Here is an 18,999-nt window from a genome sequence, read left to right on the forward strand (position 1 = left end):
ACCCCCCTTCTGCATATGCCAGACCATACGCCAGCGCCTCACCCACCGCACAGGGTTCAAGCCACCGGACCCGCGTCCCCGGCCGCCGCCTCGCGCGCCTCGCGAGCCAGCGCGTCCGCACGCCAGGCGAACGGCAGCGCCGCCGCCGCGTCGTGCGGCGCCATGGCGAGGGCGCGGTCACGCTGGTGCGCCGCCTCGGCCAGCCGGCCGCGGGCCGCGCTGCCCACCGCGCCCCGGTGGGTCGTCACGAAATCCCGGGCCGCCGACAGGGTGCTGCCCGAGGTCAGCACGGCCTGGTCGAGGAGCACCCGGATCCGCCGGTTCCCGGCCTCCCGGCCCCGGTCGGGGGCCAGCGCCCGCGCCAGCGGGGTGCCCGTCTCGGCGAGCCGGCGCAGCGCGGCGAACGGGTCGTCCTCGCGCAGCGCCCCGGCCAGCCCCTCCCGCGCGCGGGCCACGACGTCCCGCAGGCCGGGCGCGCCGGGCGCCTCGGCGAGGTCGCGTCCGGCCGCCCGCCCCGCCTCGGCCCGCGCGTTCTCCGCCGCCGCCAGCTCCCGCGCCCAGCGCGGCACGCCGTCCGCGAGGGTCTCCGCCTGGCCGACGGCCCGTTCCGCCAGGCGGACGGCGTCGGCGGCGGACCGTTCGTCCCCCGCGGCCAGCGACCGTTCCGCCCGGCGCAGCGCGTCCTCGGCGGCGGTGAGCCGTTCGGCGGCGGCGGCCGGGTGGTCGCGGACCGGGGTGAGCGCGGACTCCGGATAACGTCCGGCCAGTTCGTGCCACACGTCGCGCGCCGCGTCGATCCGCGCGGGCAGGCCGCGGGCCCGGCGCCGGGCGTGGTCCAGCGCCTCGGCGGCCCGCCCGGGGGGACCGCGGGCCCGCGCGAACGAGCCGGCGGCCACGTCGAGCCGGGCGCGGGCGCCGGCGCAGCGGCCGATGATGTCGCGCAGCCGCCGGCGCCGCTCGGTCTCGTTGCGCCGCAGCGCGGGGTCCTCCAGCCGGTGGTGGGGCCGCAACGCCTCCCCGGCCTCCGCCCCGGCGTCCGCCACGGCGGCGCGCAGGGGCCGCGTGGCCTCCTCACCGGCCTGCCCGGCGGCGAACTCCAGCTCCTCGCTCCGGGCGAGCACCGCGTCGTCGAGCCGGACCAGGAGCCCTCGCGCCTCGGCGTCGAGCTGCTCCACGGTCGGCTCGGCGGCCTGCGCCCGCGCCTCCGACGGCGGCGCCGTCGGCCGCCCCTTCCAGCGCAGCGGCACACTCCGGTAGCCGCCGTCCCGGTCCGGCCCGCGGACGGCGCGGTAGAGGACCACCAGCAGGGCGGCCACGACCAGCGCGATCGGCAGGACGAGGGCGACCGCGTCCGGTTCACGAGCCGTGTTCATGTCGTCTCCGCCCTTCGCCGTGCGGGAGAACGGTCCTCCTGTCGACGGTAGGCGAGCCCCTGCGGCCCCGCGACCCGCGCCGACCGGCCCCGTCCGCGCACCGCCGGACGGGTGGCCTCGCCTCGCCCGGCCGCCGTGTCGCCGCGCTCCCGTCCGGGGCCTCCCCTTCAGTGGGCGCATACGTGTGATCAGCGCACCGGTGGAGCTGGAGGTAACAGCATGTCAGGGGTGCGAGCGAGACCAGGCCGGATCCGGGCGGCCCGTTGCGCGGCGGCGCTTCTCGCGGGGGTCCTGCTCCTCCCGCTCCTCGCCGGCTGCACCGGCCAGGACGAGCACGACGCCGCGATCGCCGCCGCGGCGCAGTCCGTGGCCACCGCGCGGCGCGCCGAGCTGAAGAGCGGCGGCTCCGTCACCTGGGGCGTCGACCACCTCCCGGCCACGCTCAACGCGTTCCAGACCGGAGCCGACCGGGTCACCGACCAGGTGGTCGGCGCGATCCTGCCGGCGCTCTTCACGGTCGACGCCCACGGCCGTCCCCAGCTCAACACCGACTATCTGCGCTCGGCCGAGATCACCGAACGGGAGCCCCGGCAGACCGTCGTCTACACCCTCCACCCCGAGGCCAGATGGAGCGACGGCGAACCGATCGCCGCGGCCGACTTCATCGCCCAGTGGAAGGCCCTGAACGGCGAGGACGACGCCTTCCGGCCCGCGCGCAACGCGGGCTACGACCGTATCGAGAAGGTGACCGAGGGCCCCGGGCGGCATCAGGTCGAGGTGACCTTCGCCCAGCCCTACGCCGACTGGAAGTCCCTGTTCACACCGCTCTACCCGCGGTCAGTGACCGGGGACGCCGACTCCTTCGAGAAGAAGGCCCGCACCGGACTCCCGGCCGCCGCCGGGCCGTTCGAGCTGAAGAAGCTCGACCCCGGGAAGTCGACGGTCACCCTGGTCCGCAACGACGCCTGGTGGGGCGACCCCGCCCTGCTGGACCGGCTGGTCTTCGCCGCCGTCCCGCTCGACCGGCGGCGCGCGGCGCTCGTCGACGGCACGCTCGACGTCGCGGAGATCCGTCCCGCCGACGCCGACCGCGTCACCGCGGCGGCGGAGCCGGGCGGCGTGAGCGAGGACGGGAAGGGCGAGCCGGGCCGCCGCCCCCCCGCCACCCTCGACGCGCTGCACGACCTGGCCGCCGCGCGGCTGGCGGGCACGGGCGACGAGGCGGCGGCGCGGGAACGGTTCGCCCGCTCCTTCGCCGAGTCCGAACGGGCCCGCGAACGGGCCTTCGCCCCCCGCGAGGAGGCGGCCAGGGAACGGCTGCGCGGCTTCACCGTGCACCGCGCCTACGACGCGACGTACACCCAGCTCGCCATGAACGGCTCCTCCCCGGCGCTGAGCGACGAACGCGTCCGCTCCGCCGTGGCCCGGGCCCTGGACCGCGACGCGCTCGCCGCCGAGGTGCACGAACCGGCCGGTCTGCCCGCCCGGCCGCTCGGCAACCACCTGCGCGTCCTGGGCCAGGCCGGCTACCACGACAACAGCGACGCGCTCGGGGAGACCGGCGCGGACGCGGCCAGGGCGTCGCTGGAGGAGGCGGGCTGGCGGCAGACGGAACCGGACACCGGGGCGGACACCGGGGCGGACGCCGGGGCGGACGACGGCGAGGCGGGCGCCGGAGCGGTGGCCGCGCCGGTCCGGGCGAAGGACGGCGAGCCGCTCGAACTGCGGCTGGTGCTCCCGTCCGGTACCGAGGGGGAGCAGGTGCGGCGGGGGGGCCGGGGCGGCGCCGGGGTGCTCGCGGGGATCGGGGTCGCGGCGGAGATCACGAAGGGCGACGCGGCGGGCTACTTCACCCGGCACATCGCGGAGGGCGCGTTCGACCTGGCGCTCTTCTCGTGGCCCGCGACGGCCTACCCGGCGACGGACGCGAGGCCGCTGTTCGCCAAGCCCCGGCCGGTCCCCGGCGGGGATGCGCTGATCCAGCAGAACTACACGCGCGTCGGCACCGACCACATCGACCAGCTCCTGGAACAGGCCGCCGGCGAACTGGACGAGAAGGAACACGACCGGCTGCTGAACAAGGCCGACGCCCGCATCTGGGCCGCCGCCGGCTCCATCCCCCTGTTCCAGCGCCCGCAACTGGTCGCCGCCCCCAGCACCCTGGCCGGGGTCGGGGCCTATGGCCTGGCCACCCCCCGCTACCAGGACATCGGCTACCGCCGCTGACCGGCGTCCCCTGGCACTCCGGGGACGCCCGGAACGCGGGCCCGCGGCGGGGGCGCGGTGATCTCCGCCGCGTCCGCGCGGGGCCCGTGGCGCGGGGACGCGCCCGACCGGGTGAGGCGAGGCACCGTACGATGGCCCGTGAGGCCGGTGTCGCGGCCTGCCCCGAGGCAGGCGCTCTCTGCCGAGCCGTCTCAGTCACGATCTCGGGAGATACCCCCCAGCCATGCCTACGCGCCATGACATCCGCAATGTCGCCATCGTCGCCCATGTCGACCACGGGAAGACCACCCTGGTCGACGCCATGCTCCGGCAGGCGGGCGCCTTCGCCGCACACCAGCAGGTCGACGACCGGGTCATGGACTCCAACGACCTGGAACGCGAGAAGGGCATCACCATTCTCGCGAAGAACACCGCGGTCCGTTACCACCCGAAGGGCGGTGGCAGCCCGGTCGTCATCAACATCATCGACACCCCCGGCCACGCCGACTTCGGCGGGGAGGTCGAGCGCGGCCTGTCCATGGTCGACGCGGTCGTCCTCCTCGTGGACGCCTCCGAGGGGCCCCTGCCGCAGACGCGTTTCGTCCTGCGCAAGGCGCTCCAGGCGCGGCTGCCGGTCATCCTGTGCGTCAACAAGACCGACCGCTCCGACGCCCGCATCTCCGAGGTGCTCAACGAGACCTACGACCTCTTCCTCGACCTCGACGCGGACGAGGAGCAGATCGAGTTCCCCATCGTCTACGCCTCCGCCCGGGCCGGTATCGCCTCGCTGACCCAGCCCGCCGACGGCACGGTCCCGACCGACAGCGACAGCCTGGAGCCGTTCTTCAGCACCATCCTGGAGACGGTCCCCGCGCCGGTCTACGAGGAGGACGCGCCGCTCCAGGCGCACGTCACCAACCTCGACGCCGACAACTTCCTCGGCCGTATCGCGCTGTGCCGCATCCGGCAGGGCAGCCTGCGCAAGGGCCAGAGCGTCGCCTGGCTCCGGCGCGACGGCACCTCGCAGACCGTCCGCATCACCGAGCTGCTGATGACCGACGCGCTCACCCGCAAGCCCGCCGAGGAGGCCGGCCCCGGGGACATCTGCGCGGTGGCCGGTATCCCGGAGATCATGATCGGCGAGACCCTGGCCGACCCGGAGAACCCGGTCGCGCTGCCGCTGATCACCGTGGACGAGCCCGCCATCTCCATGACCATCGGCACCAACACCTCGCCGCTGGTGGGCCGTGGCGGCAAGGGCCACAAGGTCACCGCCCGGCTGGTGAAGGACCGCCTCGACCGCGAGCTGATCGGCAACGTGTCGCTGCGCGTGCTGCCGACCGAGCGTCCCGACGCGTGGGAGGTGCAGGGCCGAGGTGAGCTGGCGCTGGCGATCCTGGTCGAGACGATGCGCCGCGAGGGCTTCGAACTCACCATCGGCAAGCCGGAGGTGGTGACCCGTGAGATCAACGGGTCGGTCCACGAGCCGGTCGAGCGGATGACGATCGACGCGCCCGAGGAGCACCTCGGGGCCATCACGCAGCTCATGGCCGGACGCAAGGGCCGCATGGAGACCATGACGAACCACGGCTCCGGCTGGGTGCGCATGGAGTTCCTGGTGCCGTCCCGCGGACTCATCGGTTTCCGGACGGAGTTCCTGACCGAGACGCGCGGCACCGGCATCGCGCACAGCATCTACGAGCGGCACGAGCCGTGGGCGGGCGAGCTGCGGACGCGCATGAGCGGTTCCCTGGTCGCCGACCGGGCCGGCACGGCGACGCCCTACGCGATGCTCAACCTCCAGGAGCGCGGCACGATCTTCGTGGAACCGGGTACCGAGGTCTACGAGGGCATGATCGTCGGCGAGAACTCCCGCGCGGACGACATGGACGTGAACATCACGAAGGAGAAGAAACTCACCAACATGCGCGCCGCGTCCTCGGACACCACGGAGAACCTGATCCCGCCGCGCAAGCTTTCGCTGGAGCAATCTCTGGAGTTCTGTCGCGAGGACGAATGCGTGGAGGTCACCCCCTCCGAGGTGCGGATCCGCAAGGTCGTTCTGGACCAGCGGGACCGCGCGAGGGCCACGGCACGGGCCAAGAGGAACTGATTCCGCCCGTTTTGGGGTGAATACCGGACGGCCGGTCCATGTCAAATTCGTTTTGGCCCGGAAGTCTGGTCAAGCGTCCGGTATCCGGACCGCGACACTTGCTCCGTGTCGTATCAGTCCGGATACCGGAGAGTATTACAGGGGGTTTGTCCGGTTTTGCGAGATCCACTCTCCTCATCTTCATCAAAATGAAATCGGGGATCGGTGGTTCACCGAAGATTCATGCCCAATAGTTGTGGGCATTGCAAACCGGACGCGTGTTGACGCGGGTAGATGTCTTCGCGCTCCGGGGTTCCCAGTGCAGCGAAAGTGGACTCCCAAGGAGGCAACCCCATGCGTGGTGCACGCAGCGCCAAGTGGGTCGCTACTGCGATAGTCGTGGCCCTCGCCGCGACCGCCTGCGGTGGCAGTGATGACGGTGGCGACGGCGCGGGGAACCCCGACGGCATCGTCCGCGTCGACGGCGGCGAGCCCCAGAACCCGCTTCTCCCCACCAACACCAACGAGCAGTTCGGCGCGCTGGTCGTCCAGAACGTCTTCTCCAAGCTGCTCGACTTCGACGACCACGGCGAGATCTTCATGGTCGCCGCCGAGTCGGTCGAGCCGAGTGAGGACAACGGGACCTGGACGGTCACGCTGAAGGACGGCTGGACCTTCCACGACGGCACCCCGGTCACCGCGCAGCACTACGTGGACGCCTGGAACTGGGCCGCCAACATCGACAACAACCAGAACAACAGCTTCTGGTTCGCCGACATCGTCGGCTACGAGGACGTCCACCCGGCCGAGGAGGGCGCCGAGCCCACCGCCGACGCGATGTCCGGCCTGAAGGTCGTGGACGAGCTGACCTTCACGATCGAGCTGACGACGCCCGTGTCGTACTACGACTACAAGCTCGGTTACGACGCGTTCACGCCGCTGCCCGACAGCTTCTACGACGACCCCGAGGCGTTCGGCGAGCACCCGATCGGCCAGGGCCCCTACGAGTTCACCGCGTGGAACCACGGCGAGTCCATCGAGCTGACCCGCTACGACGACTACGCCGGCGAGCCCGCGAAGAACGGCGGCGTCCACATCACGTCGTACGACTCGCTGGAGGCGGCCTACACCGACCTGCGGTCGAACAACCTGGACATCATCCGCCAGGTCGCCCCGCGCGACCTGCCGCTGTACCGGGACGACCTCGGCGAGGACCACTCCGTCGCCCAGCCGTACAACGGCATCCAGACCATCGTGCCGGTCTGGTACGAGTGGGAGGACACCGACCCCCGGGTCCTCCAGGGCGTCTCCATGGCGATCGACCGGGAGACCATCACCCAGACGGTGCTGGACGGCTCCCGCACGCCGGCCGACAGCTTCGTGCCCCCGGGTGTCTACGGGTACCAGGAGGGTGCCGCCAACGGCATCACCGACTTCAACCCGGAGGAGGCCCGCCGGCTCGTCGAGGAGGGCGGCGGCATCCCGGACAACAAGATCACCATCCAGTACAACAGCGACGGCGGTCACCAGGAGTGGGTCGAGGCCGTCTGCAACAGCATCATCGAGACGCTGGACGTCGAGTGCGTCGGTGACGCCAAGGTCGACTTCGACACCGACCTGGAGGCCCGCGAGGCCGACGAGGTGCAGAGCATGTACCGCGGCGGCTGGTTCGCCGACTACCCGCTGAACGTCAACTTCCTCAAGGAGCTGTACCACTCCGAGGCGCAGAGCAACTACGGCCGCTTCGACAACGAGGAGGTCGACGCGCTCTTCGAGGAGGGCGACGCGGCGGCCACGCTGGACGAGACCGCGCAGGCGTACGCCGAGGCGGAGCAGGTCCTCTTCGAGGAGATGCCGGCCATCCCGCTGTGGTTCAACAACGTCAACGGCGGCTGGAGCGAGAACGTCAGCAACGTCCGCTTCGACAGCGCCGGCCAGCCGGTGCTGTCCGAGGTCACGGTCAACAACTAGGACCGGGCCGGGTATCAGGAGTGCGAGGGGGGCCGACGGCCCGTTCCGCGAACCGGAGCGGCCCGTCGGCCCCGCCGAATGACATGGAGGAATGATGGGGCGTTATGTCGTGCGGCGACTGCTCCAGATGATCCCGGTGTTCATCGGGTCGACGTTCATCATCTTCATGATGATGTACGCCCTGCCCGGTGACCCGGTCCGGGCCCTGGGGGGCGAACGCGCCCCCGACGAGGCGCAGATGAACGCCCTGCGCGCGGATCTCGGCCTCGACGAGCCGATCCTGCAGCAGTACTGGAACTACCTGACCGGCCTGTTCCAGGGCGACTTCGGTACCCAGATCGCCAGCAGACGCGAGGTCATCGACGTCATCTCGGAGGCGCTGCCCGCGACCATCCGGCTGACGCTGCTCGCCTTCGTCATCACCGCCGTGGTGGGCATCGCCATGGGCCTGATCGCGGGTCTGCGGGCGGGCGGGAAGACCGACGCCGGCATCCTCTTCTTCACCCTGCTCCTGATCTCGGTGCCGGTCTTCGTCATCGGCTACCTCTACCAGACGTACTTCGGCGTCAAGTGGGGCTGGATCAGCCCCACCGTCCGGGACTCCGAGGATCTGGGCGAGCTGTTCCTGCCCGCCCTGGCGCTGGCGTCGCTCTCGCTGGCCTACGTGGCGCGCCTGACCCGCACGTCCATCGTGGAGAACCGGCGCGCCGACTACATGCGCACCGCACGGGCGAAGGGCCTCACCAAGCGCCGGGCGGTCGGCGTCCACCTGCTGCGGAACTCGCTGATCCCCGTGGTCACCTTCCTCGGCGTCGACATCGGCAACCTGATGGCGGGCGCGGTCGTCACCGAGGGCATCTTCAACATCCACGGGCTCGGCCGGGCCGTCTTCGAGGCGCTCAAGTCCCGTGAGGGCGCGACCGTCGTCGGCATCGTCAGCTTCATCATCCTCGTCTACCTCGTAGTCGCCCTGCTCGTCGACCTGCTGTACGCGGTCCTGGACCCGAGGATTCGCTATGCCTGACCAGGCTCCCGAGGCCCTGAAGAAGTCCGGGGCACTGAGCGAGACCGAGACACTGAAGAAGGAAGCGATCCCCACGGCGGCGGCCCCCGCGACCGTGGTGGAGGCCGGGCCGGCTCCGGGCAGGCCGCGCAGCCTCTGGTCCGACGCCTGGCACGAGCTGCGCCGCAGGCCGACCTTCCTGATCGCGGCCACCATCATCCTCGTGCTGTTCGTGATGGCCGCGTTCCCCGGCTGGTTCACCTCGGTGAGCCCCCGGGAGGCCGACCTGACCACGAACTACCTCAAGGAGCCCCAGCTCACCCACTTCTTCTCGCCCGAGTGGCTGGGCTACAACCAGCAGGGCCAGAGCATCTGGGCGCGGATGGTCCACGGCACCCGGGCCTCGATCATCATCGGTGTCGCGGTGACCGCGATCGTGCTCGTCTTCGGCGGCCTGGTCGGCATGCTGGCCGGGTACTTCGGCGGCTGGATCGACGCGATCCTCTCCCGGATCGTCGACGTCTTCCTGGGCATCCCCTTCCTGCTGGGCACCATGGTCATCCTGGTCTCCTTCGACACCAGGACCGAGTGGACGGTGATCATGGCCCTGGCGTTCCTGGGCTGGACCACCATCGCCCGCGTGATGCGCGGCTCGGTGATCTCCGTCAAGCAGGCCGACTACGTGGCCGCCGCCCGTTCGCTGGGCGCCGGCACCTGGCGCATCATGCTGCGGCACATCCTGCCGAACGCGCTGGCGCCGGTGATCGTGGTCGCGATGGTGGCCCTCGGCGGGTACATCACGGCCGAGGCCGTGCTGTCGTTCCTGGGCATCGGCCTGACCGAGCCGGCCATCTCGTGGGGCGGCGACATCAACCGGGCGCAGGACCGCATCCGGGTCGCGGAGCACATCCTGCTCTACCCGTCGATCCTGCTGAGCATCACCATCCTGTCCTTCCTGATGCTGGGTGACGCCGTGCGTGACGCCCTCGACCCCAAGCTGCGCTGAGGGAGGCGTGACGACCGTGCCGATCGACATGGACAAGACCGATGTGACCGAGGCGGACACCCCCGGCGTGCCGCTGCTCGAAGTCCGCGACCTCCACGTGGAGTTCCGCACCCGGGAGGGCGCCGCCAAGGCGGTCAACGGGGTCAGCTACACGGTGGACGCGGGCGAGACGCTCGCCGTGCTCGGCGAGTCCGGGTCCGGCAAGTCGGTGACCGCCCAGACCATCATGGGCATCCTCGACACCCCGCCCGGCCGGATCACCGGCGGCGAGATCCTCTTCCGCGGCGAGGACATGCTGACGATGTCCGAGGAGCGGCGGCGCACCATCCGCGGCGACAAGATCGCGATGATCTTCCAGGACGCGCTGTCGGCCCTGAACCCGGTGCTGTCGGTGGGCTATCAGCTCGGTGAGATGTTCCGTGTCCACCGGGGCATGTCCCGCAAGGACGCGAAGGCGAAGGCCGTGGAGCTGATGGACCGGGTCCGCATCCCGGCCGCGAAGGAGCGGGTGAACGACTTCCCGCACCAGTTCTCCGGGGGCATGCGCCAGCGCATCATGATCGCGATGGCGCTGGCCCTGGAGCCGGACGTGATCATCGCGGACGAGCCGACGACGGCCCTGGACGTGACCGTGCAGGCCCAGGTGATGGACCTGCTCGCCGAGCTCCAGCGCGACTTCACCATGGGGCTGATCCTCATCACGCACGACCTGGGCGTGGTCGCGGACGTCGCCGACAAGATCGCCGTCATGTACGCGGGCCGGATCGTGGAGAGCGCCCCCGTGGAGGAGCTGTACAAGCGGCCGGCGCACCCGTACACCAAGGGCCTGCTGGACTCCATCCCGCGCCTGGACCACAAGGGCAAGGAGCTGTACGCCATCAAGGGCCTGCCGCCCAGCCTCATGGCGATCCCCGGCGGCTGCGCGTTCAACCCGCGCTGCGCGAGGGCGCGCGACATCTGCCGTACCGAGGTGCCGCCGCTGGCGGACGTCACCGAGCCGGACGGCACGCCGATCGGCGGCCGGTCCAGCGCCTGCCACTTCTGGAAGGAGACGATCCATGGCTGACCGGGGAGAGCCGATCCTCCAGGTACGCAATCTCGTCAAGCACTTCCCGCTGACCCAGGGCATCCTGTTCAAGCGGCAGGTCGGCGCGGTCAAGGCCGTGGACGACGTCTCCTTCGAGCTGTACCAGGGCGAGACCCTCGGCATCGTGGGCGAGTCCGGCTGCGGCAAGTCGACGGTGGCGAAGCTCCTGATGCGCCTGGAGCAGCCCACGGCGGGGCAGATCCTCTACAAGGGCGAGGACATCGCCAGGCTGTCGGGACGGGCGCTGAAGGCGGTGCGGCGGAACATCCAGATGGTGTTCCAGGACCCGTACACCTCGCTCAACCCCCGTATGACGGTGGGCGACATCATCGGGGAGCCGTTCGACATCCACCCCGAGGTGGCGCCCAAGGGCGACCGGCGCCGCAAGGTGCGGGAGCTGCTGGACGTGGTCGGGCTCAACCCCGAGTACATCAACCGCTATCCGCACCAGTTCTCCGGCGGGCAGCGGCAGCGCATCGGTATCGCCCGGGGGCTGGCGCTCAACCCGGAGATCATCGTCTGCGACGAGCCGGTCTCCGCGCTCGACGTCTCGGTGCAGGCGCAGGTGATCAACCTGATGGAGCGCTTGCAGGACGAGTTCGAGCTGTCGTACCTGTTCATCGCGCACGACCTGTCCATCGTGCGGCACATCTCGGACCGGGTGGCCGTGATGTACCTGGGCAAGCTGGCCGAGGTGGGGACGGACGCGCAGATCTACGACCACCCCACCCACCCGTACACCCAGGCCCTGCTGTCCGCCGTGCCGCAGCCGGACCCGGCGGCGCGGGCGACCAGGGAGCGGATCATCCTCACCGGCGACGTCCCGTCCCCGGCGAACCCGCCCTCGGGCTGCCGCTTCCGGACGCGCTGCTGGAAGGCGCAGGACAAGTGCGCGAAGGAGGTGCCGCTGCTGGCCGTGCCCGAGCGGTACCGGGACAGCGACAGCGGCGCCCGCCACGCCTCGGCGTGCCACTTCGCGGAGGAGAAGGACATCGTCCACGCGTGACCGTGCCGGCCGCGCGGTCGGCGGCGAACGGCCCCGGAGCCCGGTCGGGCCCGGGGCCGCGGCACGTCCGGCATTCGGGGGGTTTCCGGCAACACTCCGCGGGGTGAGACGGACGCTTGGCGGTCATCCAGTGACATAAGCGGTCTTATGGGTGCGGGAATGTGACTTTCCGTAGCCCAAGGAGGCCCTGCATGCGCGGAAGCACCCGGAACCGCCTGACCGGCGCCGTCGCCGGCGTCATGGCCGTCGCGCTGGCGGTCACCGCCTGCGGCGGAGGGGACGGCTCCGGGGGCGGCGGTGGCGGCTCGTTCGTCCGCGCCTCCTGGGGCGACCCGCAGCATCCGCTGGAGCCGGCGAACACCAACGAGGTGCAGGGCGGCAAGGTCCTCGACATGATCTTCCGCGGTCTCAAGCGCTACAACCCCGAGACCGGCGAGGCCGAGGACGCCATGGCCGAGTCCATCGAGACCGACGACCAGCGGACGTTCACCGTCACCATCGAGGACGGCTGGACGTTCAGCGACGGCACCCCCGTCACCGCCAAGTCCTACGTGGACGCCTGGAACTACGGCGCCCACATCGACAACGCGCAGATCGCCAGCTACTTCTTCCAGTTCATCGAGGGCTACGACGAGGTGCACCCGGTGGACGAGGGCGCCGAGGCCACCGCCGACACGCTCAGCGGCCTGGAGGTCGTCGACGACCACACCTTCACCGTCCGGCTCACCGAGCCGTTCTCCCTGTGGCCGGAGACCCTCGGCTACGCCGCCTACGCCCCGCTGCCCCAGGCGTTCTTCGACGACCACGACGCCTGGCTGGACAAGCCGATCGGCAACGGGCCCTACAAGATCGACTCCTACAGCCGCAGCCAGAGCATGCGGCTGGTGCGCAACGACGCCTACGCCGGGGACGACAAGGCGAAGAACGACGGCGTCGAACTGCGCGTCTACACCGACAACAACACCGCCTACACCGACCTCCAGGCCGGCAACCTCGACCTCATCGACGACGTGCCCGCCTCCCAGCTCGCCAACATCGGGAACGACCTCGGGGACCGCTACATCAACCAGCCGGCCGGCATCATCCAGACCGTCTCCTTCCCCCTGTACGACAAGGACTGGAAGGGCGAGGACGGCGCCAAGCTGCGCCGGGGCCTGTCCATGGCGATCGACCGGGAGGAGATCACCTCCCAGATCTTCCACGACACCCGCACCCCCGCCGGGGACTTCACCTCACCGGTGCTCGGCGAGGCCGGCGGTTACAAGGAAGGGCTGTGCGGCGACGCCTGCGACTACGACCCGGAGGGCGCGCGCGAGCTGATCGAGGAGGCGGGCGGCCTGCCGGGCGGCAAGGTCACCCTCACCTCCAACGTGGACACCGGCTCGCACCGCCAGTGGATGGACGCGGTCTGCAACAGCATCAACAACGCGCTGAACGACACCGGCGCCTGCACCGTCAACCCGGTTCCCACCTTCGCCGACTTCCGCAACCGCGTCACCGGCCACGAGATGACCGGCATGTTCCGCACCGGCTGGCAGATGGACTACCCGCTCATCCAGAACTTCCTCCAGCCGCTGTACTACACCGACGCCTCCTCCAACGACTCCGGCTACAGCAGCGAGGAGTTCGACCGCCTGATCGACGAGGCCAACGCGGCGAGCGAGGAGGACGAGGCGATCGAGAAGTTCCAGCAGGCCGAGGAGGTCCTCGCCGAGGACCTGCCCGCCATCCCGCTCTGGTACCAGAACGGCACCGCCGGGTACTCCGAGCGCCTCGACGGCGTCAAGCTCAACCCCTTCTCGGTGCCGGTCTTCACCGACATCACGGTGGACTGACCGCCATGGGGCGCTACGTCCTGCGACGCCTGATCCAGATGATCCCGGTCTTCGTCGGCGCCACCTTCCTGATCTTCGTCATGGTGTACGCGCTCGGCGACCCGGTCTCCGCGCTCTTCGGCGACCGCGGCCCCGACCCGGCCACGGCCAAGGCGCTGCGCGAGGAGTTCAACCTCGACAAGCCCGTGTGGCAGCAGTACCTGCTGTACATGGGGGACATCCTCACCGGCGACTTCGGCACCGCCTTCAACGGGGAGCCGGTGACCGCCCTGATGGACCGCGCCTTCCCGATCAGCTTCCGGCTGATGGTGACCGCGCTCGTCTTCGAGATGCTCATCGGCATCACGCTCGGCGTCATCACCGGCTTGCGGCGCGGCCGTTCCCTCGACACCTCGGTCCTCGTCCTCACCCTCGCCGTCATCGCCGTCCCCACCTTCGTGCTCGGCACCACGGCGCAGTACTTCCTCGGCGTGGAGTTCGGCTGGATCGACCCGGCCGTCAGCCCCGACGCGCGGCTCGACGAGCTGATCGTCCCCGGCCTCATCCTCTCCCTCGTCTCGCTCGCCTACGTCACCCGCCTGACCAGGACCTCCGTCGCCGAGAACACCCGGGCCGACTACATCCGCACCGCCGTCGCCAAGGGACTGCCGCGCCGCCGCGTCACCGTACGGCACCTGCTGCGCAACTCCCTGATCCCGGTGATCACCTACCTCGGCGCCGACGTCGGCACGCTGATGGCCGGGGCCATCGTCACCGAGCGCATCTTCAACATCCAGGGCGTCGGCTACCAGCTCTACCAGGGCATCCTGCGGCAGAACTCGCCCACCGTCGTCGGGTTCGTGGTCGTGCTGGTGCTGATCTTCCTGCTCGCCAACCTGCTCGTCGATCTGATGTACGCCGTGCTCGACCCGAGGATCCGCTATGCCTGACCAGGAGCAGCCGCCGCCGCTCGGGGCGCAGGAGGACGCCGCCACCCGGGCCGTGACCGTCGGTGCCGCGACGCCGGAGCCGGACGCGGCCCGCAGCCTGTGGAGCGACGCCTGGCACGACCTGCGGCGCAACCCGGTCTTCCTCGTCTCCGCGCTGCTCATCGTCTTCCTCGTCCTGATCGCGCTCTGGCCGGGCCTCATCGCGAGCCAGGACCCGCAGCGCTGCCAGCTCGGCCGCTCCCTCCAGGGCCCTTCGTCCGGGCACTGGTTCGGCTTCGACACGCAAGGGTGCGACGTCTACACCCGCACGGTGCACGGCGCGCGCGCCTCCATCGCGGTCGGCGTCTGCGCCACGCTCGGCGTCGCGCTGCTCGGCGCCGTGGTCGGCGGCCTGGCGGGCTTCCTCGGCGGCTTCTGGGACACGCTGCTGTCGCGGCTGACCGACGTCTTCTTCGGCATCCCGATGGTGCTCGGCGCCATCGTCTTCCTGAGCATGATCACGCTGTCCGGGATCTGGCCCGTGGTCCTGGTGATCGCGGCGCTGGGCTGGCCGCAGATCGCCCGCATCGCCCGGGGCTCGGTGATCACCGTCGCGCGGAACGACTACGTGCAGGCGGCCCGCGCGCTCGGCGCCGGCAACACCCGGATGCTGCTGCGCCACATCACGCCGAACGCCGTCGCGCCGGTCATCGTGATGGCGACGATCATGCTGGGCACGTTCATCGCCCTGGAGGCGACCCTCAGCTACCTCGGCGTCGGCCTGCGCCCGCCCACCGTCTCCTGGGGCGTGGACATCTCCGCCGCCTCGGACGGCATGCAGTTCCGCAACGCGCCGCACATCCTGCTCTATCCGGCCGCCGCGCTCAGCGTCACCGTTCTGGCGTTCATCATGCTCGGCGACGCGGTCCGGGACGCCCTCGACCCCAAGCTCCGCTGACGGAAGGGAACGAGATGCTCCTCGACGTGCGCGACCTGCGCGTGGAGTTCCACACCAGGGACGGGGTCGTCAACGCGGTCAACGGGGTCAGCTACTCGGTGGACGCGGGCGAGACGCTCGCCGTGCTCGGCGAGTCCGGGTCCGGCAAGTCGGTGACCGCGCAGGCCGTGATGGGCATCCTCGACACGCCGCCGGGCCGCGTCGCCGGGGGCGAGATCCTCTTCCGGGACCGCGACCTGCTGACGCTGGACCGCGAGGAACGGCGGCGTATCCGGGGCGAGAAGATGGCGATGATCTTCCAGGACGCGCTGTCGGCCCTGAACCCGGTGCTGTCGGTGGGCTATCAGCTCGGTGAGATGTTCCGCGTCCACCGGGGCATGTCCCGCAAGGACGCGAAGGCGAAGGCCGTGGAGCTGATGGACCGGGTCCGCATCCCGGCGGCACGGGAGCGGGTGAACGACTTCCCGCACCAGTTCTCCGGCGGTATGCGCCAGCGCATCATGATCGCGATGGCGCTGGCCCTGGAACCCGAGCTGATCATCGCGGACGAGCCGACGACGGCCCTGGACGTGACCGTGCAGGCCCAGGTGATGGACCTGCTCGCCGAACTCCAGCGCGAGTACCGGATGGGCCTGATCCTCATCACGCACGACCTCGGCGTGGTCGCGGACGTCGCCGACAAGATCGCCGTCATGTACGCGGGCCGCATCGTGGAGAACGCCCCGGTGCGCGACTGTCCCTTTTACACATCTCCGAGCCCACGCGACAGGCCGAAATCTCGTATGCCTCCTTCTTCTTGAAAGATATACAGCTTTCCACGCCGTAACGTGATCTTCGTCCTTTCACCCCCCGCGCCGCCGGCGCCAGTGGTTCAAAGGGACCGCCCCTACCCCCAGGGCCCGGCTGGCCCCCACCCCGCCCCTGGCCCACAGGGCCAGGGACCTCCCCCCCTCCAAGGGCCTGCCGCCCAACCTGCTGCGCGTCCCGGCCGGTTGCCCCTCCCCCCCGCGCTGTCCGCGGGCGCGGGACGTCTGCCGGCACGACCCGCGACCGCCGCTGTACGAGGAGGCGGGACCCGGTCGTTCCAGCGCCTGCCACTTCTGGAAGGAGACGATCGGTGAGTGACGGCCCGCGCCGCGAGGCGATCCTGGAGGTCCGGGGCCTGGTCAAGCACTTCCCGCTGACGCAGGGCGTCCTGTTCAAGCGGCAGATCGGGGCGGTGCGGGCGGTCGACGGGGTGTCGTTCGACCTCCGGCCGGGGGAGACCCTGGGGATCGTGGGGGAGTCGGGGTGCGGCAAGTCCACCGTGGCCAGGCTGATGGCGAGTCTGGAGAGGCCGACGGCCGGTGCGATCCTCTACAAGGGCGAGGACATTTCCCGGCTGTCCCGGCGGGCGCTGAAGGCCGTGCGGCGCAATATCCAGATGGTGTTCCAGGACCCCTATACGTCACTGAATCCGCGGATGACGGTGGGCGACATCATCGGGGAGCCGTTCGACATCCACCCCGAGGTGGCGCCCAAGGGCGACCGGCGCCGCAGGGTGCGGGAGCTGCTGGACGTGGTCGGGCTGAATCCGGAGTACGTCAACCGGTATCCGCACCAGTTCTCCGGCGGGCAGCGGCAGCGCATCGGCATCGCCCGGGGACTGGCGCTCAACCCGGAGATCATCGTGGCCGACGAACCGGTCTCCGCGCTCGACGTCTCGGTGCAGGCCCAGGTGATCAACCTGATGGAGCGCTTGCAGAGCGAATTCGACCTTTCCTATATGTTCATCGCCCATGATCTGTCCATTGTGCGGCACATTTCCGACCGGGTCGGAGTGATGTACCTGGGGAAGATCGTAGAAATCGGGACGGACCGCGAGATCTACGAGCACCCCACGCATCCCTACACCCAGGCGCTGTTGTCGGCGGTTCCCGTGCCGGACCCCACGCTGAGCCACCGGCGGGAGCGCATCATTCTGGCCGGAGATGTGCCCTCTCCGGCCAATCCGCCCTCCGGCTGCCGTTTCAGGACCCGTTGCTGGAAGGCGCGACAACGCTGTGCCGATGAGGAGCCGCCGCTTGCGGTGCCGGCCGAATTCGAAAGGGCGACCGGGCCCGTGGCACACCCCTCCGCCTGCCACTTCGCGGAGGAGAAGCCGCGCGTGGCCCAACCCTGAGAGGGAGCGAGCGCCTTGGAACGCACCGGGGCGACGCGGACCCAATGGCCGCGCCGCCCCGGTCTACGGCACCCGCACGGCCGTACCGCCTCAGTCTGGGCCGTTCGCATATCGGTGTAGGGTCTGGGATGTTGCCGATGTGTAAACAGGCGCGGTCCCGCCTTATCGCCACATTTCCGATGGCTTGAGATCACGTCAAGCACGTTTGCGTGTCAATTCGCATACCCTTGGCTCACCGAATGACCGTCATAGGTTTATACCATCACTAACTCTTGACGGGAATCTCTCCCCCTTGCCAGAGTCGCGCTCTACTCGCATCACACGGCATGCTCACGCAGGCGCAGGGAAGTCGGGGGAGACATGGGGGGGAGACATGGTGCCCAGCGAGACCCGGACCGCCGAGGCCGGACCGGTCGGCCGCTCGCCGGGGCAGCTCATCTGGCGTCGCTTCCGTCGTGACCGGGTCGGTGTCATATCCGGCTTCGTCGTGCTGTTCTTCTTCGTCGTGGGGCTGTGCGCGCCGCTGATCTCCAAGCTCTACGGCAAGGACCCCTACACGCGCTACGGGCAGATCGAGCCGGGCCTGCTCAACGGATTCGGCTACCCGGTCAAGCCCAACGGCGGCATCGACGGCGAATTCTGGTTCGGCCTCGAACCGTTCCTCGGCCGGGACGTCTTCACGCAGCTTCTCTACGGAATCCGCACATCTCTGCTGATCGCCCTCGCCGTCACCGTCCTGGCCACGCTGACCGGCATTCTCCTCGGTATCGCGGCCGGTTATCTGGGCGGGCGCTGGGACTTCCTCATCAGCCGGTTCATCGACCTGCTGATGGCCTTCCCGCAGCAGCTCTTCTTCGTCGCGTTCCTGCCCATCGTGGCCACGCTGTTCGTCGATCCCCGCGAGGAGACCCCCACCTGGGTGCGGGTGGTCTCCATCGTGGTGGTGCTCTGGGTGCTGGGCTGGATGACGCTGGGCCGCATCCTGCGCGGCGCCACCCTCGCCCTGCGGGAGCGGGAGTTCGTCGAGGCGGCGAAGGTGAGCGGGGCGTCGCCCTGGCGCGTCATCCGCAAGGAACTGCTGCCGAACGTGGTCTCGCCGGTCCTCGTCCAGGCCACCTACATGCTGCCCAACTTCGTGACGACCGCGGCGGCCCTGTCCTTCCTCGGTGTCGGCCTGGTCGAGCCGACACCCGACTGGGGCCGGATGTTCGCCATCGGCGCGGAGGTCTACGAAGCCGACATCACCTACATGTTCTTCCCCGGGGTCTCGATGGTGATCTTCGTGGTCGCCTTCAACCTCCTCGGGGACTCGGTCCGCGACGCCTTCGACCCGAAGTCCGGCCGCCGCTGACAACGCTCGGTCCCAGCTTTTCCCGTCCACGAAGGGCAGGTGC

At 70.2% G+C, this 18,999-nt stretch carries 13 protein-coding genes and 1 pseudogene; 13 read left to right on the forward strand and 1 reads right to left on the reverse strand.

Features of this window, described 5'->3' with window-relative positions:
- Positions 1-56: 56 nt before the first annotated feature.
- A complete protein-coding gene (locus BN2279_RS24265; RefSeq protein WP_059013186.1) occupies positions 57-1,373 on the reverse strand; it encodes a hypothetical protein in 1,317 nt (438 codons plus the stop codon).
- 228 nt (positions 1,374-1,601) lie between these two features.
- On the opposite strand from BN2279_RS24265, the gene BN2279_RS24270 reads away from it, so the two are divergent.
- From BN2279_RS24270 to BN2279_RS24330, 13 genes and pseudogenes are all read left to right on the forward strand, one after another.
- Positions 1,602-3,599, forward strand: coding sequence for an ABC transporter family substrate-binding protein (locus BN2279_RS24270; RefSeq protein WP_234348077.1), 1,998 nt, complete (start codon positions 1,602-1,604; stop codon positions 3,597-3,599).
- Positions 3,600-3,822: 223 nt separating this feature from the next.
- Entirely contained in the window at positions 3,823-5,691 is a 1,869-nt protein-coding gene (gene typA, locus BN2279_RS24275) for a translational GTPase TypA (RefSeq protein ID WP_059013188.1), read from the forward strand.
- Between the two features lie 333 nt (positions 5,692-6,024).
- The gene (locus tag BN2279_RS24280) at positions 6,025-7,641 is read left to right on the forward strand and encodes a peptide ABC transporter substrate-binding protein (protein ID WP_059013189.1); all 1,617 of its coding nucleotides are present in this window, start codon (positions 6,025-6,027) and stop codon (positions 7,639-7,641) included.
- Between the two features lie 94 nt (positions 7,642-7,735).
- Positions 7,736-8,665, forward strand: a complete 930-nt coding sequence (locus BN2279_RS24285) for an ABC transporter permease (RefSeq protein ID WP_059013635.1) — start codon at positions 7,736-7,738, stop codon at positions 8,663-8,665.
- A complete protein-coding gene (locus BN2279_RS24290) occupies positions 8,658-9,650 on the forward strand; it encodes an ABC transporter permease (protein ID WP_059013190.1) in 993 nt (330 codons plus the stop codon). The genes BN2279_RS24285 and BN2279_RS24290 overlap by 8 nt, the downstream gene beginning before the upstream one ends.
- Positions 9,651-9,678: 28 nt before the next feature.
- Positions 9,679-10,716, forward strand: a complete 1,038-nt coding sequence (locus BN2279_RS24295; RefSeq protein ID WP_059013636.1) for an ABC transporter ATP-binding protein — start codon at positions 9,679-9,681, stop codon at positions 10,714-10,716.
- A complete protein-coding gene (locus tag BN2279_RS24300; RefSeq protein WP_059013191.1) occupies positions 10,709-11,743 on the forward strand; it encodes an ABC transporter ATP-binding protein in 1,035 nt (344 codons plus the stop codon). The genes BN2279_RS24295 and BN2279_RS24300 overlap by 8 nt, the downstream gene beginning before the upstream one ends.
- 191 nt (positions 11,744-11,934) lie before the next feature.
- Positions 11,935-13,578 (forward strand): peptide ABC transporter substrate-binding protein, encoded by a 1,644-nt coding sequence (locus BN2279_RS24305; RefSeq protein ID WP_059013192.1) that lies wholly within the window; start codon positions 11,935-11,937, stop codon positions 13,576-13,578.
- A gap of 5 nt (positions 13,579-13,583) precedes the next feature.
- Positions 13,584-14,507, forward strand: coding sequence for an ABC transporter permease (locus tag BN2279_RS24310; RefSeq protein WP_059013193.1), 924 nt, complete (start codon positions 13,584-13,586; stop codon positions 14,505-14,507).
- On the forward strand, positions 14,500-15,444 hold the full coding sequence (locus BN2279_RS24315; RefSeq protein ID WP_059013194.1) for an ABC transporter permease: 945 nt from the start codon (positions 14,500-14,502) through the stop codon (positions 15,442-15,444). Before BN2279_RS24310 ends, BN2279_RS24315 begins: the two co-directional genes overlap by 8 nt.
- A gap of 14 nt (positions 15,445-15,458) precedes the next feature.
- Positions 15,459-16,569: pseudogene (locus BN2279_RS31630) on the forward strand (ABC transporter ATP-binding protein).
- A complete protein-coding gene (locus BN2279_RS24325) occupies positions 16,562-17,605 on the forward strand; it encodes an ABC transporter ATP-binding protein (protein ID WP_059013195.1) in 1,044 nt (347 codons plus the stop codon). Before BN2279_RS31630 ends, BN2279_RS24325 begins: the two are co-directional and overlap by 8 nt.
- A 373-nt stretch (positions 17,606-17,978) precedes the next feature.
- A complete protein-coding gene (locus BN2279_RS24330) occupies positions 17,979-18,956 on the forward strand; it encodes an ABC transporter permease (protein WP_059013196.1) in 978 nt (325 codons plus the stop codon).
- Positions 18,957-18,999: the final 43 nt, after the last annotated feature.

The sequence above is a fragment of the Streptomyces specialis genome (genome assembly GCF_001493375.1).
In the GTDB taxonomy this organism is placed as follows: Bacteria; Actinomycetota; Actinomycetes; order Streptomycetales; family Streptomycetaceae; genus Streptomyces; species Streptomyces specialis.

What these genes read in the sequence shown, in the direction of transcription:
- BN2279_RS24330 (WP_059013196.1), top strand. Translation starts at nt 17,979, where the DNA reads ATGGTGCCCAGCGAGACCCGGACCGCCGAGGCCGGACCGGTCGGCCGC.
- BN2279_RS24290 (WP_059013190.1), top strand. Translation starts at nt 8,658, where the DNA reads ATGCCTGACCAGGCTCCCGAGGCCCTGAAGAAGTCCGGGGCACTGAGC.
- BN2279_RS24300 (WP_059013191.1), top strand. Translation starts at nt 10,709, where the DNA reads ATGGCTGACCGGGGAGAGCCGATCCTCCAGGTACGCAATCTCGTCAAG.
- BN2279_RS24280 (WP_059013189.1), top strand. Translation starts at nt 6,025, where the DNA reads ATGCGTGGTGCACGCAGCGCCAAGTGGGTCGCTACTGCGATAGTCGTG.
- BN2279_RS24285 (WP_059013635.1), top strand. Translation starts at nt 7,736, where the DNA reads ATGGGGCGTTATGTCGTGCGGCGACTGCTCCAGATGATCCCGGTGTTC.
- BN2279_RS24310 (WP_059013193.1), top strand. Translation starts at nt 13,584, where the DNA reads ATGGGGCGCTACGTCCTGCGACGCCTGATCCAGATGATCCCGGTCTTC.
- BN2279_RS24265 (WP_059013186.1), bottom strand. Translation starts at nt 1,373, where the DNA reads ATGAACACGGCTCGTGAACCGGACGCGGTCGCCCTCGTCCTGCCGATC.
- typA (WP_059013188.1), top strand. Translation starts at nt 3,823, where the DNA reads ATGCCTACGCGCCATGACATCCGCAATGTCGCCATCGTCGCCCATGTC.
- BN2279_RS24315 (WP_059013194.1), top strand. Translation starts at nt 14,500, where the DNA reads ATGCCTGACCAGGAGCAGCCGCCGCCGCTCGGGGCGCAGGAGGACGCC.
- BN2279_RS24295 (WP_059013636.1), top strand. Translation starts at nt 9,679, where the DNA reads ATGGACAAGACCGATGTGACCGAGGCGGACACCCCCGGCGTGCCGCTG.
- BN2279_RS24305 (WP_059013192.1), top strand. Translation starts at nt 11,935, where the DNA reads ATGCGCGGAAGCACCCGGAACCGCCTGACCGGCGCCGTCGCCGGCGTC.